17 protein-coding genes and 3 tRNA genes are annotated in these 14,919 nt (G+C 71.7%); 18 read left to right on the plus strand and 2 right to left on the minus strand.

Going from position 1 to position 14,919, the window contains the following annotated elements:
• Nucleotides 1-40: 40 nt before the first annotated feature.
• The 9 genes from ACIQVD_RS21490 to ACIQVD_RS21530 all read left to right on the plus strand — a co-directional run bounded on the left by ACIQVD_RS21490 (nucleotide 41) and on the right by ACIQVD_RS21530 (nucleotide 5,277).
• Nucleotides 41-113 (plus strand) — tRNA-Thr (locus tag ACIQVD_RS21490).
• 42 nt (nucleotides 114-155) lie between these two features.
• A tRNA-Met gene (locus ACIQVD_RS21495) sits at nucleotides 156-228 on the plus strand.
• Nucleotides 229-310: 82 nt separating this feature from the next.
• On the plus strand, nucleotides 311-475 hold the full coding sequence (rpmG, locus tag ACIQVD_RS21500) for a 50S ribosomal protein L33 (protein WP_006604855.1): 165 nt from the start codon (nucleotides 311-313) through the stop codon (nucleotides 473-475).
• Nucleotides 476-608: 133 nt separating this feature from the next.
• Entirely contained in the window at nucleotides 609-1,070 is a 462-nt protein-coding gene (locus tag ACIQVD_RS21505; RefSeq protein WP_400687362.1) for a MaoC family dehydratase N-terminal domain-containing protein, read from the plus strand.
• Nucleotides 1,067-1,495: a MaoC family dehydratase gene (locus ACIQVD_RS21510; protein WP_100837791.1), complete on the plus strand. Its 429-nt coding sequence runs from the start codon at nucleotides 1,067-1,069 to the stop codon at nucleotides 1,493-1,495. The genes ACIQVD_RS21505 and ACIQVD_RS21510 overlap by 4 nt, the downstream gene beginning before the upstream one ends.
• 116 nt (nucleotides 1,496-1,611) lie before the next feature.
• The gene (locus ACIQVD_RS21515; protein WP_400687590.1) at nucleotides 1,612-2,166 is read left to right on the plus strand and encodes a TetR/AcrR family transcriptional regulator; all 555 of its coding nucleotides are present in this window, start codon (nucleotides 1,612-1,614) and stop codon (nucleotides 2,164-2,166) included.
• Nucleotides 2,167-2,299: 133 nt separating this feature from the next.
• On the plus strand, nucleotides 2,300-3,673 hold the full coding sequence (locus tag ACIQVD_RS21520) for a DHA2 family efflux MFS transporter permease subunit (protein ID WP_400687588.1): 1,374 nt from the start codon (nucleotides 2,300-2,302) through the stop codon (nucleotides 3,671-3,673).
• A gap of 77 nt (nucleotides 3,674-3,750) precedes the next feature.
• Entirely contained in the window at nucleotides 3,751-4,146 is a 396-nt protein-coding gene (locus ACIQVD_RS21525; protein ID WP_402291168.1) for a DUF3291 domain-containing protein, read from the plus strand.
• Between the two features lie 93 nt (nucleotides 4,147-4,239).
• Complete coding sequence (locus tag ACIQVD_RS21530; RefSeq protein ID WP_400687586.1) at nucleotides 4,240-5,277, plus strand: UDP-N-acetylmuramate dehydrogenase; 1,038 nt, start codon at nucleotides 4,240-4,242, stop codon at nucleotides 5,275-5,277.
• Between the two features lie 23 nt (nucleotides 5,278-5,300).
• Here ACIQVD_RS21530 and ACIQVD_RS21535 read toward each other — a convergent pair whose 3' ends face one another.
• Both ACIQVD_RS21535 and ACIQVD_RS21540 read right to left on the minus strand, forming a co-directional pair.
• A complete protein-coding gene (locus tag ACIQVD_RS21535) occupies nucleotides 5,301-6,329 on the minus strand; it encodes an adenosine deaminase (protein WP_100837794.1) in 1,029 nt (342 codons plus the stop codon).
• Between the two features lie 93 nt (nucleotides 6,330-6,422).
• Complete coding sequence (locus ACIQVD_RS21540) at nucleotides 6,423-7,661, minus strand: pyridoxal phosphate-dependent aminotransferase (protein ID WP_402291170.1); 1,239 nt, start codon at nucleotides 7,659-7,661, stop codon at nucleotides 6,423-6,425.
• A 309-nt stretch (nucleotides 7,662-7,970) separates the two neighbouring features.
• Here ACIQVD_RS21540 and ACIQVD_RS21545 point away from each other — a divergent pair.
• The 9 genes from ACIQVD_RS21545 (at nucleotide 7,971) to rplL (ending at nucleotide 14,315) form a co-directional block, all read left to right on the plus strand.
• A tRNA-Trp gene (locus tag ACIQVD_RS21545) sits at nucleotides 7,971-8,043 on the plus strand.
• 142 nt (nucleotides 8,044-8,185) lie between these two features.
• A complete protein-coding gene (gene secE / locus ACIQVD_RS21550; RefSeq protein ID WP_100837796.1) occupies nucleotides 8,186-8,551 on the plus strand; it encodes a preprotein translocase subunit SecE in 366 nt (121 codons plus the stop codon).
• Between the two features lie 177 nt (nucleotides 8,552-8,728).
• Nucleotides 8,729-9,637 carry a transcription termination/antitermination protein NusG gene (gene nusG / locus ACIQVD_RS21555; protein ID WP_400687353.1) on the plus strand — a complete coding sequence of 303 codons (909 nt, stop codon included), beginning with the start codon at nucleotides 8,729-8,731 and terminating at the stop codon, nucleotides 9,635-9,637.
• A 166-nt stretch (nucleotides 9,638-9,803) separates the two neighbouring features.
• The gene (gene rplK / locus ACIQVD_RS21560; RefSeq protein ID WP_100837798.1) at nucleotides 9,804-10,238 is read left to right on the plus strand and encodes a 50S ribosomal protein L11; all 435 of its coding nucleotides are present in this window, start codon (nucleotides 9,804-9,806) and stop codon (nucleotides 10,236-10,238) included.
• Nucleotides 10,239-10,315: 77 nt separating this feature from the next.
• On the plus strand, nucleotides 10,316-11,038 hold the full coding sequence (gene rplA / locus ACIQVD_RS21565; RefSeq protein ID WP_402291173.1) for a 50S ribosomal protein L1: 723 nt from the start codon (nucleotides 10,316-10,318) through the stop codon (nucleotides 11,036-11,038).
• A 185-nt stretch (nucleotides 11,039-11,223) separates the two neighbouring features.
• Complete coding sequence (locus tag ACIQVD_RS21570; protein WP_402291175.1) at nucleotides 11,224-12,075, plus strand: hypothetical protein; 852 nt, start codon at nucleotides 11,224-11,226, stop codon at nucleotides 12,073-12,075.
• A 100-nt stretch (nucleotides 12,076-12,175) separates the two neighbouring features.
• Nucleotides 12,176-12,979: a hypothetical protein gene (locus ACIQVD_RS21575; RefSeq protein ID WP_400687348.1), complete on the plus strand. Its 804-nt coding sequence runs from the start codon at nucleotides 12,176-12,178 to the stop codon at nucleotides 12,977-12,979.
• A gap of 314 nt (nucleotides 12,980-13,293) precedes the next feature.
• On the plus strand, nucleotides 13,294-13,848 hold the full coding sequence (gene rplJ, locus ACIQVD_RS21580) for a 50S ribosomal protein L10 (protein ID WP_014136320.1): 555 nt from the start codon (nucleotides 13,294-13,296) through the stop codon (nucleotides 13,846-13,848).
• An 83-nt stretch (nucleotides 13,849-13,931) separates the two neighbouring features.
• Nucleotides 13,932-14,315, plus strand: a complete 384-nt coding sequence (gene rplL, locus ACIQVD_RS21585; RefSeq protein WP_033214070.1) for a 50S ribosomal protein L7/L12 — start codon at nucleotides 13,932-13,934, stop codon at nucleotides 14,313-14,315.
• Nucleotides 14,316-14,919: the final 604 nt, after the last annotated feature.

The following is a 14,919-nucleotide window of genomic DNA, read 5'->3' on the forward strand; positions in this document are numbered from 1 at the left end:
TTCACCTCTGGCCCGGAACCGTGTAATCTCTTCCTCGTTCGCCCCTATAGCTCAGTCGGTAGAGCGTCTCCATGGTAAGGAGAAGGTCTGCGGTTCGATTCCGCATGGGGGCTCTGGTGAGAAGCTCCCCGCCTCGGCGGGGTTCCGATCATCAAAGCGGTGTAGCTCAGTTGGTAGAGCAAGCGGCTCATAATCGCTGTGTCACCGGTTCAAGTCCGGTCACCGCTACTCCGCGTAGTCGATCGGGGGGTCACTCCCGATCGGCTACTCTTGTCTGTGTTCTTATTCGTTGTCCCAGGAAGGCACTCCCGTGGCTGCCACCGACGTCCGCCCGAAGATCACGCTGGCCTGCGTGGAGTGCAAGGAGCGGAACTACATCACCAAGAAGAACCGGCGCAACGACCCGGACCGTCTTGAGATGAAGAAGCACTGCCCGCGTTGCAACTCTCACACGGCGCACCGCGAAACCCGCTGACTTTGCCTCGACTCCAGGCCGCACCCCACCACGGGGAGCGGCCTGGAGTCATTTCTGCATGCCCCGCACGCCCCGCACGCCCTGCACGAACGGGCCGGACGCCGGGCCGGCCGTACGACCAGAGGAGTTGCCCATGCCGCTCGACCCCTCGTTCATCGGGCGGACCTACCCGCCCACCGAACCGTACGAGGTGGGCCGCGAGAAGATCCGCGAGTTCGCCGTCGCGATCGGTGACGCCAACCCGGCGTACACCGACGCGGAGGCCGCCAAGTCGCTCGGCCACCCGGACGTGATCGCCCCGCCGACCTTCCCCTTCATGCTGACCTTCCGGGCCGCGGCGCAGGTGGTCAACGACCCCGAACTCGGCCTCGACTACAGCCGGGTCGTGCACGGCGACCAGAAGTTCGCCTACACCCGCCCGGTGCGGGCCGGCGACCGGCTCTCGGTCACCGTGACCATCGACGCGATCAAGTCGCTGGCGGGCAACGACGTGCTGACCGTCCGCGGCGAGGTGGACGACGCCGGCGGGGAGCACGTCGTGACATCGACCATGACGCTGGTGGCGCGCGCCGCCGACGAAGCCGGGGAGGAGTGACCGTGGCGGTCCGCTTTGACGAGGTCCAGGTCGGCACCGAGCTGCCGGCGCGGTCGTTCCCGGTCACCCGGGCGACGCTGGTGCAGTACGCCGGAGCCTCCGGGGACTTCAACCCGATCCACTGGAACGAGAAGTTCGCCCTGGAGGTCGGCCTCCCGGACGTGATCGCGCACGGCATGTTCACCATGGCCGAGGCCGCCCGGGTGGTCACCGACTGGGTCGGCGACCCGGCCGCCGTCGTCGAGTACGGCGTCCGGTTCACCAAGCCCGTGATCGTCCCCAACGACGGCGTCGGCGCCACCGTCGAGGTCACCGCGAAGGTGGCCGCGCTGCTGGAGGACAACCGGGTCCGGGTCGACCTGGTCGCGACCAGCGCGGGCCAGAAGGTGCTCGGCATGGCCCGCGCGGTCGTCCGGCTGGGCTGAGGCGCTCCCGGCAGGGCCCCCGGCGGGCCCTGCCGGTCGGTCTGCGCCCACCCGCCCGCTTGCCAAAGTTATTGGCCAATCACTAATCTGTGGGTGTGGCCAGGAACAGCATCCGGATGTCCGCCGAGGAGCGGCGCGAGAGCGTCGTCCGGGCGGCCATGGTGGAGTTCGCCCGGGGCGGGTATCGGGGGACGTCCACCGAGGCGATCGCCCGCCGGGTGGGCGTCTCGCAGCCGTACCTGTTCCGGCTCTTCCCCAACAAGCAGGCGATCTTCGAGGCCGCGGCCGAGCACTGCATCGAGCAGACCTGGGGGATCTTCGACCGGGCGTCGGAGGGCCTGACGGGGGAGGCGGCGTGCGACGCGATGGGCGAGGCGTACCTGAACCTGGTCGAGGACCGGGAGCAGGTCATGATGCAGATGCAGATCTACGTCTCGGTGTTCGCGGCGGAGTCGGCCGGCGAGGAGGGCGTCGGCGAGACGGCCCGCGCGGGCTGGCTGCGGCTGTTCGAGCGGATCCGGGAGCGGATCGGCGACCGGGCGCTGGCCACCGAGTTCATGGCGCACGGAATGCTGATCAACACCCTGGTGGCCCTCGGGTACCCGGGGGAGCACCCGATCTGGTCGGGGTTCGACGAGCTCGACGAGAAGCGGGCCGGGAAGCAGGACTGAGGCGCTCCGCCCGGACGGCGGCGCGCCCTTTTTTCGGCCCACGAAAGTTATTGATCAATCACAACCTTTGGGGGAACCGCACGTGAACAGGCAAGCCGTCTGGACCCTGGTGGTCGTCAGCGTGGCGAGTTTCATGGCCGGACTCGACAACCTGGTGGTCACCACCGCACTCCCCGCGATCCGCACCGACCTGGGCGGCGCCCTCGCCGACCTGGAGTGGACGGTCAGCGCGTACACCCTGACCTTCGCCGTCCTGCTGATGCTCGGCGCGGCCCTCGGCGACCGCTTCGGCCGCCGCCGGATGTTCGTCGCCGGGCTCGCCGTCTTCACCCTCGGCTCGGCCTCCGCCGCGCTCGCCCCGACCATGGGCGCGCTGATCGCGGCCCGCGCCGTCCAGGGCGCCGGCGCGGCGGTCATGGTGCCGCTCACCCTGACCCTGCTGACCGTCGCGGTGCCCGCCGCCAGGCGCGGAACGGCCTTCGGCATCTGGTCCGGCGTCGCCGGGCTGGCCGTCGCCACCGGGCCGCTGATCGGCGGCAGCCTCACCGAGCACTTCTCCTGGCAGTGGATCTTCTGGGTGAACGTCCCGGTCGGCCTGGTGCTGCTGCCGCTGGCCCGCGCCGTGCTCGGCGAGAGCCGCAGCGCGGACCGCCGCCTCGACCTGCCCGGCACCGCGCTGGTCAGCGCCGGACTGTTCGGCCTCGTCCTCGGCCTGGTCCGCGGCAACCCCGACGGCTGGACCGACCCGCTGGTCCTCGCCGCGCTGACCGCCGGCACCCTGCTGCTGGCCGCCTTCGTCGGGTACGAGATCCGCCGGGCCCCGCAGCCGATGCTCCCGATGCGGCTGTTCCGCAGCCGGGCGTTCAGCGCCGTCAACGCCGCCAGCCTGCTGATGTACCTCGGCATGTTCGGCTCGATCTTCCTGATCAGCCAGTACTTCCAGGGCGTCAACGGCTACACCGCCGAACAGGCCGGCGTCCGGATGCTCCCGTGGACGGCCATGCCGCTGCTGGTCGCCCCGGTCGCCGGACTCCTCACCGACCGGATCGGCGGCCGCCCCATCGTCGTCACCGGACTCGTCCTCCAGGCCCTCGGTCTGCTCGGCATCGCCCTGCTCGCCCGGCACTCCGCCGGGTACGGGCAGCAGGTGCCGGTCCTGATGGTCTGCGGCGTCGGGATGTCCCTGTACTTCGCCCCCACCGCCAACCTGGTGATGGCCAGCGTCCGCCCCGCCGAACAGGGCATCGCCTCCGGCGCGAACAACGCCATGCGCGAGGTCGGCGGCGCGCTCGGGGTGGCCGTGCTGTCCGCGGTGTTCTCCGCCCGGGGCGGCTACGGCAGCACCGCGGCCTTCACCGACGGGCTCACCGCCGCGCTGCTGGTCGGCGCCGCCGCGATCGGGGCCGGCGCGGTCGCCGCGGCGCTCATCCCGCGGCGGCGGGACGGGCGGACGGTGAGGACCGCCACCGGGGAGCGGCCCGCGGCCGTCCCGGCCGGCCGGTCCTGAACCGGCGTCCCCCGAGCCCCCGAGCCCCCCGCACCGCAACGCACCGCACCGCACCGCACCGACGAGGAGGAACCACCGTGATCGCCATGACACTCCCCTGGACGCCGGGGCCCGCCGCGCAGCAGCCGCCGGATCGGCCCGTCGTGATGGCCGCCGAACTCCGGGTCCGCGGCCTGCGGCACGTCCCCGGCTTCCTGCGGCAGTCCCTGAAGGTCCGCGACCAGGCCCGCCGGGCCCCCGGCGCGCTCGGCGTCGGCCTGCGCGCCGCGCCCCTGCGCCGCACCTTCTGGGTGCTCTCCAGCTGGAGCGACCCCGAGACGCTCGCCGCGTTCGTCCGCTCCGAGACCCACCGGCGGGCGATGACCGCGCTGCGCCCCGCGATGGCCCACTCCGCGTTCGCCACCTGGGAGGCGGAGACGGCGGCCGAGCCGGGGTGGACCGAGGCCGAGCGGCGGTTGGCGGCCGACGGCTAGGCCCCGGGCCCCGGTCGGCCCGGTCGGCCCGGTCGGCCCGGCCGGTCCGGGGGAGCCGGGCGGGGGCGGGGCTTGGCTTACGCTGGGGCGGTGATCGAGGAGATGGATGCGCCGCTGGCCCCGTTGACGACGCTGCGGCTGGGCGGACCGGCGCGGCGGTTGGTGACGGCCCGGACGGACGCCGAGGTGGTGGCCGCCGTGCGCGCGGCCGACCGGGCCGGGGAGCCGCTGCTGGTGCTGGGCGGCGGCTCGAACCTGGTGATCGGGGACGCCGGCTTCCCCGGGACGGTGCTGCGGATCGCCACCGAGGGCTTCGCGCTGGACGGGACGCTGCTGGAGCTGGCCGCCGGCGAGGTCTGGTCGGACGCGGTGGCCCGCACCGTCGCCGCCGGACTGGCCGGGATCGAGTTCCTGGCCGGCATCCCGGGCTCGGCCGGGGCCACCCCGGTGCAGAACGTCGGGGCGTACGGGCAGGAGGTCGCCGAGACCGTCACCGAGGTGGACGCCTACGACCGCCTGCTCGGCGAGACCGTCACGCTGGCCAACGCGGACTGCGCCTTCTCGTACCGGCACAGTCGCTTCAAGGCGGACCCGGACCGGTACGTGGTGCTGCGGGTGCGCTTCCGGCTCGCGGACGAGGGCGGGCTGTCCTCGCCGGTGAAGTACGCCGAGGCGGCCCGTTCGATGGGCGTCGAGCCGGGGCAGCGGGTGAAGCTGGGCGACGCCCACGCCGAGGTGCTGCGGCTGCGCAAGGGCAAGGGCATGGTGCTGGACGCCGCCGACCACGACACCTGGTCGGCGGGCTCGTTCTTCACCAACCCGATCCTGACGGACGATCAGTTCGCCGCGTTCACCGCCCGGTTGGGCGACCTGCGGGCGCCGAGCTACCCGGCCGGGGAGGGTCGCGTCAAGACCTCCGCGGCCTGGCTGATCGACAACGCGGGCTTCCGCAAGGGCCACGGCAGCGGCCCGGCCACCCTCTCCACCAAGCACACCCTGGCCCTGACCAACCGGGGCTCGGCGACCACCGAGGACCTGCTCGCGCTGGCCCGCGAGGTGCGGGACGGCGTGCGCGCGGCGTTCGGCGTGGAGCTGGTGAACGAGCCGGTGATGGTCGGCGTCAGCCTCTGAGCCCGCGGGCGGGCGGGCGGGCCTTAGGCGGGCTCCGCCGCCAGCCAGGCGTCGACCTCGCCCAGCAGTTCCTTCACCACGTGTTCGGGGGCCTGCGAGGAGCGGATCGACTGGCGGGCGAGTTCGGCCAGCTCGGGGTCGGTGAAGGCGTGCGACTCGCGGGCCAGGGTGTACTGGTCGGCGAGCCGGGAGCCGAACAGCAGCGGGTCGTCCGCGCCGAGGGCGAGCGGCACGCCGGCCTCGAAGAGCGTCCGCAGCGGGACCTGCTCGGGGCTGTCGTAGACGCCCAGGGCGACGTTGGAGGCGGGGCAGACCTCGCAGGTGACCTGGCGGTCGGCGAGGCGCTGGAGCAGCCGCGGGTCCTCGGCGGCGCGCACGCCGTGGCCGATCCGGGTGGCGCCCAGGTCGTCCAGGCAGTCGCGGACGGACCCGGGCCCGGCGAGCTCGCCGCCGTGCGGCGCGGCGATCAGGCCGCCGTTCCGGGCGATCGCGAAGGCCCGGTCGAAGTCCCGGGCCAGGCCCCGGCGCTCGTCGTTGGACAGGCCGAAGCCGATCACCCCCCGGTCGGCGTACCGGACGGCGAGCCGGGCCAGCGTCCGGGCGTCCATCGGGGACTTCATCCGGTTGGCGGCGACCAGCACCCGGATGCCGACGCCGGTGGCCTCGGACGCCTCCCGGACGGCGTCCAGGACCAGCTCCAGGGTCGGGATCAGGCCGCCGAGCAGCGGCGCGTACGAGGTCGGGTCGACCTGGATCTCCAGCCAGCGCGAGCCGTCGGCGCGCTCGTCCTCGGCGGTCTCCCGGACCAGCCGGCGGATGTCGGACTCGTCGCGCAGGCAGGAGCGCGCGGTGTCGTAGAGCCGCTGGAACCGGAACCAGCCGCGTTCGTCGGTGGCCCGGAGTTTGGGCGGATGCTCGGAGCTGAGCGCCTCGGGCAGCCGGATGCCGTGCTTGTCGGCGAGTTCGAGCAGCGTCGCGGGGCGCATCGAACCGGTGAAGTGCAGGTGCAGATGGGCCTTCGGCAGGCCCCGGACATCACGCAGGCGATCCATTCACCGATCCTGCCGCAAAACCCCCCGGAACAGGAACCGCCCCCCGCACATCGCCCGAAGGGGTGAGGTGCGGGGGGCGGCCGTGACGGCGGGTCAGTCGCGGGCCTCGGCGAGCAGCTTCTGCAGCCGGCTGACGCCCTCGACCAGGTCGGCGTCGCCCAGCGCGTAGGACAGCCGCAGGTAGCCCGGGGTGCCGAAGGCCTCGCCGGGGACGACCGCGACCTCGGCCTCGTCCAGGATCAGCGCGGCCAGCTCGGCGGAGCTCTGCGGGCGCTTGCCGCGGATCTCCTTGCCCAGCAGGTCCTTGACCGACGGGTACACGTAGAACGCGCCCTCCGGCTCGGGGCAGAGCACGCCGTCGATCTCGTTCAGCATCGCCACGATGGTGCGGCGGCGGCGGTCGAACGCGGTCTTCATCTCGTCCACCGCGGCCAGGTCGCCGGAGACGGCGGCCAGCGCCGCGCGCTGCGCCACGTTGGAGACGTTCGAGGTGGCGTGCGACTGCAGGTTGGCGGCCGCGTTGACGACGTCCTTGGGGCCGATCAGCCAGCCCACCCGCCAGCCGGTCATCGCGTAGGTCTTGGCCACGCCGTTGACCACGACGCACTTGTCGGCCAGCTCGGGCAGCAGGGCCGGCAGCGAGGTGAAGGTCGCGTCGCCGTACACCAGGTGCTCGTAGATCTCGTCGGTGAGCACCCACAGGCCGTGCTCCAGCGCCCAGCGGCCGATCGCCTCGGCCTCGGCCTCGGTGTACACCGCGCCGGTCGGGTTGGACGGCGAGACGAACAGCACCACCTTGGTGTTCGCGGTGCGGGCGGCCTCCAGCTGCTCCACCGAGACCTTGTAGCCGGTGGTCTCGTCCGAGACGACCTCGACGGGGGTGCCGCCGGCCAGCTTCACGGCCTCCGGGTAGGTGGTCCAGTACGGGGCCGGGATGATCACCTCGTCGCCCGGGTCGAGGATCGCGGCGAAGGCGTTGTAGATCGCCTGCTTGCCGCCGTTGGTCACCAGCACCTGCGAGGCGTCCACCTGGTAGCCGGAGTCGCGCAGCGTCTTGGCGGCGATCGCGGCCTTCAGCTCCGGCAGGCCGCCGGCCGGGGTGTAGCGGTGGTTCGCCGGGTCCTGGCAGGCGGCGACCGCGGCGTCCACGATGTAGCCGGGGGTCGGGAAGTCGGGCTCGCCGGCGCCGAAGCCGATCACCGGGCGCCCGGCGGCCTTGAGGGCCTTGGCCTTGGCGTCGACGGCGAGGGTGGCGGACTCGGCGATGGCGCCGACCCGGGCGGAGACCCGGCGGTTCGCGGGGGGGACGTTCTCGGGGGTGGGTGCGCTCATGCCTGAATGCTCCCAGACCGCACGGGCGCCGGTCATCGCGGTTCCGGCGGGCGCTCCGGGGCGTTCCAGCGTCCGCGTCGCCGACCCGGACGATCTCGGGCGGAAGGCGATCGAAGCCGGAGGATCTCGGGCGGACGGCGTCGAAAGTCGGCGAATGTGGATCTCGGTGAATGAGGTTCGACCAATCGGCGAAGAACCCGTACACTCACTGCTCGATGGCTTCCGAAGTGCGGTTCCTTCGGCCGGGTACACCACACGGCCGACGGGATGCGGTAGGTTGGGGGCCGCAGCGGAACCGCGAGGCTCCGTAGGGCACTAGCTCAATTGGTAGAGCACCGGTCTCCAAAACCGGCGGTTGGGGGTTCGAGTCCCTCGTGCCCTGCTGCTTGATCCGTGACAAGCCCGTTCGCTCCGCAGAGCGAGCGGGCTTGATGCGGAGAGGGCCCCACCCAAGCACAGCTTTCGCCGGATCGCCCGTGCACCAGGCACGGACCTCCGCAGGACCCGGATTCAGGTGAGGACGAGTGACGGAGACCACGGGCTCCACCGCAACGCCTGAGAGCGGCAACCCCGAGGGGACCGAAGGCGCCGCGGACGAGACCACCGCCGAGGGCGGCAAGCTCTCCCGCCGCGAGCGTCGGCGGGCGAACAAGTCCGCCGACGGCGAGGGCGGCAAGAAGTCCGGCAAGCGGGCCAAGAAGGGCCTGTTCGCCCGGGCGGCGATCTTCTACCGCCAGATCATCGCCGAGCTCCGCAAGGTGGTCTGGCCCTCCCGCAGCCAGCTGATCCAGTACACCACCGTCGTGGTGACCTTCGTGATCGTGCTGATGCTGGTCGTCGCCGGCCTCGACTGGGTCTTCGCCAAGGGTGCCTTCTGGATCTTCGGCTGACGCCCGATCCGGCCGGACTCCGGAGGGGCCCGCAGGCCCCGCACCGCATACCTCACCCCGACCCGGGCCGAACACTTCGGCCCGGGTCGAGCTGTCGGCGCGAAGGACAGCGGGCGACTACCGTTGAGTCGGTACTGTTGAGGTATCCGTTCCACAACCAGGAAAGAAGCAGCGACCGTGTCTGAGTCCCCCCTGTACGACGCCGACGAGACCGTCCGCGAGGCGGATGTCGCCGCCGAGCTGGACGCGGCCGAGGCTGCCGACGTTGAGTCTTCCGCCGAGGAGACCGTCGATTCGGCCGAGGCGGACGCCGAGGAGGACGAGGTCGAGGCCGCCGACGAGCTGGAGGCGGGCGAGCCGGCCGAGGCCGCCGCCGTGCACGAGGTGGACGAGACCGAGGCCGCGGCCGGGGAGGCCCCCGCCGAGGCGGAGGCCGAGGAGGCCGAGGAGGCTGCGGAGGAGCCCGCCGAGGAGGTCGAGAGCGACCCGGTCGCCGAGTTCCGCGAGCAGCTGCGCCGCGCCCCCGGCGAGTGGTACGTCATCCACACCTACGCCGGCTACGAGAACCGGGTGAAGCAGAACCTGGAGCAGCGCTCCGTCTCGCTGAACGTCGAGGACTACATCTTCGAGTCCCAGGTTCCGCAGGAGGAGGTCGTCCAGATCAAGAACGGCGACCGCAAGACCATCCGGCAGAACAAGCTCCCCGGCTACGTGCTGGTCCGGATGGACCTCACCCCGGAGTCCTGGGGCGTCGTGCGCAACACCCCCGGTGTCACCGGCTTCGTCGGCAACGCCTACGACCCGTACCCGCTGACCCTGGACGAGGTCGTCAAGATGCTCGCCCCCGACGTGGAGCGCGCCGCCGCCAAGGAGGCCGGCAAGGCCTCGCCGGTGCGCCCGGTCGAGGTGCAGGTGCTGGACTTCGAGGTCGGCGACTCGGTCACCGTCACCGACGGTCCGTTCGCCACCCTGCAGGCGACCATCAACGAGATCAACCCCGACTCGAAGAAGGTCAAGGGCCTGGTGGAGATCTTCGGCCGGGAGACCCCGGTCGAGCTCTCCTTCGACCAGATCCAGAAGAACTGACCCACAGGTCTCCGGTGCCGGGGCGGGGCGAGAGCCTCCGCCCCGGCACCGTTTTGGTCCAGCACCGCCTCAGCGGTTAGCCTGGTCCGATGTGTGTCCTGGCGGCCGGGTTTCGCCCCGGGGCCGGGCACATCAGCAATCACCTCTCGGAAGGACCCGGAGAGACATGCCTCCCAAGAAGAAGAAGGTCACGGGGCTTATCAAGCTCCAGATCAACGCCGGTGCGGCCAACCCGGCCCCGCCGGTCGGCCCCGCGCTGGGTCAGCACGGCGTCAACATCATGGAGTTCTGCAAGGCGTACAACGCGGCCACCGAGTCGCAGCGCGGCATGATCGTGCCGGTGGAGATCACGGTCTACGACGACCGCTCCTTCACCTTCGTCACGAAGACCCCGCCGGCCGCTCGCCTGATCCTCAAGGCCGCGGGCGTCGACAAGGGCTCCAAGGAGCCGCACAAGACCAAGGTCGCCAAGCTGACCTCGGCCCAGGTGCGCGAGATCGCCACCACCAAGCTGCCCGACCTGAACGCCAACGACCTGGACGCCGCGGAGAAGATCATCGCCGGCACCGCCCGGTCGATGGGCATCACCGTCGAGGGCTGACCAGCCCGTACGTCCTTCCGTGGTAGGGCCCAGCGCGGCCCGTCGGTACCACGACTCCATTAATCACAGGAGCAGCAGTGAAGCGCAGCAAGGCCCTCAAGGCCGCGGACGCCCAGGTCGACCGCGCCCGGATCTACGCCCCGCTCGAGGCCGTCCGCCTCGCCAAGGCGACCTCCACCTCGAAGTTCGACGGCACCGTCGAGGTCGCCATGCGTCTGGGCGTCGACCCGCGCAAGGCCGACCAGATGGTCCGCAGCACCGTCATCCTCCCGCACGGCACCGGTAAGACCGCCCGGGTCCTGGTCTTCGCGAACGGTGAGCGTGCCGAGGCCGCGCGTGCCGCGGGTGCCGACATCGTCGGCTCCGACGAGCTGATCGACGAGGTCGCCAAGGGTCGTCTGGACTTCGACGCCGTCGTCGCCACCCCGGACCTGATGGGCAAGGTCGGCCGCCTGGGCCGCGTGCTCGGTCCCCGTGGCCTGATGCCGAACCCGAAGACCGGCACCGTGACCCCGGACGTCGCCAAGGCCGTCAACGAGATCAAGGGCGGCAAGATCGAGTTCCGCGTCGACAAGCACTCGAACCTCCACCTGATCATCGGCAAGACCTCGTTCTCCGACGAGCAGCTGGTCGAGAACTACGCCGCCGCGCTCGACGAGGTCCTCCGGGCCAAGCCGTCCGCCGCCAAGGGCCGCTACCTGAAGAAGATCACCTTCTCCAGCACGATCGGCCCCGGCATCCAGGTCGACCCGAACCGCACCCGCAACCTCCTCGTCGAGGAGGACCCGGCGGCGGTCTGACCCCGAGTCAGCCCCCGCGCGGAGCACGCCTGACCGGGCCCGCACCCCCTCGGGGGTGCGGGCCCGGTGGTCTGTGCAAACGGTTTGCGCGGCCGTCGGAGCGGTTCGGTAGAGTCCGGAGGTCATCACCAGGATGAGAATCCGATTAGAGGGGGACCTCCGTGCGCGCACTGCGTACCCTTGCCGTGGCCTGTCTGGCCCTCGGCGCCCTGACCGCCTGCAGCAGCTCCGGCTCGGCCGGCGCGACCGGTTCGGCCGGCCCGGCCGGCTCGACCGCCCCGGCGGGCGGCACCGGCAGCACGGGCGCCTCCGCCCCGGCGGCGGACGGAGCCGGCCAGGGCGGGACCAAGCTCGCGCCCAAGGAGGCCCTGCTCGCCTCGGCCGCGGTCATGGACAAGGCGGGCAGTGCCAAGCTGACCGTCAAGGGCGGCGAGACCGACGGCACCGCCGACTACGTCTGGACCTCCCCGTCCTCCTTCCTGCTCACCAGCAAGACCGAGGGCAAGGACGTCAACGTCCTGTTCACCAACGACCAGATGTACATCGGCGCCACCCCCGAGATGGCCGCCGTGGCCCAGGGCAAGAAGTGGATGGTCATCAGCACCAAGGACGCTGCCGGCGCCGACAGCGCCGAGGCCGGCTCCTTCGCCGCGATGATGCAGCTGATGAACCCGTCGGTGCAGCTGACCGCCGCCGCGCCGACCGCCACCCTGGTCGGCACCGAGACCGTGGCCGGCCAGAGCGCCACGCACTACCGCAGCGAGCTCAAGGTGGACGACCAGGTCGCCAAGATGCAGCTCGACCCGGCGCTCAAGGCCCAGGTGCTCGCCGAGCTCAAGAAGAAGGGCGGCACCGCCACCGTCGACCTGTGGATCAACGCCAAGGGCGAGCTGGTCCAGCAGTCCAGCGTCGACCCGACGGCCGAGACCGGCGACGCGACCAACGTGGTCACCTACGCCCAGCTGGGCTCGGTCAAGGCCACCCCGGCCCCGGCCGCCTCCGAGGTGTTCTCCCTCTCCGACCTGCTCCAGCAGTAGCGGTACCCGCGTCCGGGCCCCGGGGGTGGCTCCGGGGCCCGGACGGGCCGCATGGCATCGTGGGGGGGACGGACGGGCACGAGGGCGGGAGGAGGACCTGATGGCGGTACCGGCGCGCGGGGCCGCGGTCCTGCTGACGGCCGTCCTGCTGGCCGGCACGGCCGCCGCCTGCACCGGCGCGGGCCGGGCCGCGGAGCCGCCCGCCTCCTCGTCCAGCGCCGTCCCGTCCACCGGCCAGCCCAGCCCGACCGACCGCTCCCCGCACGGGGTGCTGCTCTCCGCCCAGCTGGTGCTGCACGACGCCCGGCGGGCCGAGTACACGGCGGTGCTCGGCGGCCAGGAGGCCGGGGGCGCGCTGTTCTGGGCCCCCAAGACGGTGCTGAAGTACCAGGCCGACGGCGAGGACCGGACGCTGATGGTGCTGGACACCTCCGCCTACCTGGGCGGCGACGCGGAGAGCGCGGCGCGGCTCGGCGGCCCGCACTGGCAGAAGTTCTCCAACGGCCGGATCCCGTACGCTGACCTGATCGACCGGCTCAGCCCGGTGGTCGCGGTGGCCGCCGCGGCCGCCGCGGACGACCCGCTGCTGGTCGGCGAGGAGAAGCTGCTCGACACCACCGTCCGGCACTACCGGGTCACCCTCGGCGCCGCCCGGTACGCCGCCGCGCAGACCCAGCTCGACCCGGCCCGGCGGCAGGCGCTGGAGACCGCGCTGGGCCCCGGCGACGTGGTGCTCGACCTCTGGCTCGACGACAGCGACCAGCTGGTCCGGCTGCGCCGGGCCGCCGCCGCGGTGGACACCGTCGACTACAGCGAGTTCGGCAGCTCCGCGCTCTCGGTCCAGGCCCCCGCCGAGGCCGACACCGCGCCCGGCACCGGCGCCAGCCCGCCGGCCTTCCCGTAGGGCGGTCCGGCTTCCCCGAGGGCGATTTGGTCAAACCCGTTCCGTCCGGTTAGGCTGGCCGAGCCAAAGACCGCTGGTTGTCGCCGTGCCCCGCGAGGGGAACGGCACCGAAGGGTCCGCACTCGCTGCGGATCGCCCGCGCAGGTTGTGGAGCCTAGTGAGGACTTCCGGACCGATCCGGTCCGTCGAGGTCACTGCGAGCCCCGTGCGCCTGCGCGCCGGGGCTTCTTCGTTTTCCCGGGGTCCGCGGCGATGGATGGTCGACTTCTCGAAGGTCGGCCCGACTTCGACATCACGGAAGGAGGCGTAAGCCTATGGCCAGGCCCGACAAGGCTGCCGACGTCGCCGAGATCACGGACAAGTTCCGTGCCTCCAGCGCCGCCGTTCTGACCGAGTACCGCGGTCTCACGGTGAAGCAGCTGAAGACGCTGCGTCGCTCGCTCGGCGGCAACGCCGATTACGCCGTGGTGAAGAACACGCTGACCAAGATCGCGGCCAACGAGGCCGGGATCTCCGAGCTCGACGACCTGTTCGCCGGTCCGACGGCTGTCGCCTTCGTCACCGGTGACCCGGTGGAGTCGGCGAAGGCTCTGCGTGACTTCGCCAAGGAGAACCCTGCTCTCATCATCAAGGGCGGTGTCCTTGACGGTAAGGCGCTGTCCGCCGATGAGATCAAGAAGCTCGCGGACCTCGAGTCCCGCGAGGTGCTGCTCGCCAAGCTGGCGGGCGCCCTGAAGGCCAAGCCCTCCCAGGCTGCCGCGGTCTTCCAGGCGCTCCCGTCCAAGCTCGTTCGCACCGTGGAAGCGCTGCGCGAGAAGGTCGAGCAGGGCGGTGCCGGTACTCCGGCTCCCGCCGAGGACGCGGAGTAACCACTCCCGTCCCAGCGGGCCCGTAAGCACGCCCGCCAACCCGTACATCCGGCACCTGCCGATTTAGTGGAAGGACGCCAATCATGGCGAAGCTCAGCACCGAGGACCTGCTCGAGCAGTTCGAGGGCATGACCCTGATCGAGCTCTCCGAGTTCGTGAAGGCCTTCGAGGAGAAGTTCGACGTCACCGCCGCCGCCCCGGTCGCCGTTGCCGCCGCCGGTGGCGCTGCCCCGGCCGCCGAGGCTGCCGAGGAGCAGGACGAGTTCGACGTCATCCTCGAGGGTGCCGGCGACAAGAAGATCCAGGTCATCAAGGAGGTGCGCGCCCTCACCTCCCTCGGCCTGAAGGAGGCCAAGGACCTCGTCGACACCGCCGGTGCGAAGGTCCTGGAGAAGGTCGCCAAGGACGTCGCGGAGAAGGCCAAGGCCCAGCTCGAGGGCGCCGGCGCCAAGGTCACCGTCAAGTGACTTCCTCCTCTCTCTGAGAGGTGCTCCACAGGCCGGGTCGGCCACCCTTCGGGGTGGCCGACCCGGCCTGCGCGCGTTCCGGGCCGGGCCGGCCGGGGTTGCTCCCGATGGCCCAAGCCGGACTCGGCCGCTGTCGGGGCCCGGGGGTAGGGTGATCGCTGTCACCGGCCCTCCCGCTGCGGGCGGCGTGTAACGCGCGGCGAGGTCCGGACGATGGGCAGTGCGAGGTCCACACCCTGGTGCGGGCCTTGACGAACAGCACGAGGCGCGCGATTCTCGAGGCGCGTGCCCAAGCGGAACCGCCTCCGATGCATATTCGGCGGCGGCACTGGGAAGGTTCCCGGTGACGCAGACGTGGGTGCGACGGCCCGGCCGGTGAGGGATCACTGCCCGGGTTGTCGGTTGTACGGGAGGAGCGTCCGATTCGGTCTCCGAATCAGGGCTTGCTAGCAGTGTCGCCTTTGGCTACACTGTCCCTTTGCGCTGCCTGTTAGCTGCTCCGTGACTCGTCGCCCGGAGTGGTCCCTGTCCTGACCTGGGGTTTTCCGCCTCGGCCAAGGCCCGGCCGGTATGCGCGTAGTGAGCTCCGAGCCCTCGGAAGGAC

The organism is Kitasatospora sp. NPDC090308 (genome assembly GCF_044769485.1).
Taxonomy (GTDB): Bacteria; Actinomycetota; Actinomycetes; order Streptomycetales; family Streptomycetaceae; genus Kitasatospora; species Kitasatospora fiedleri.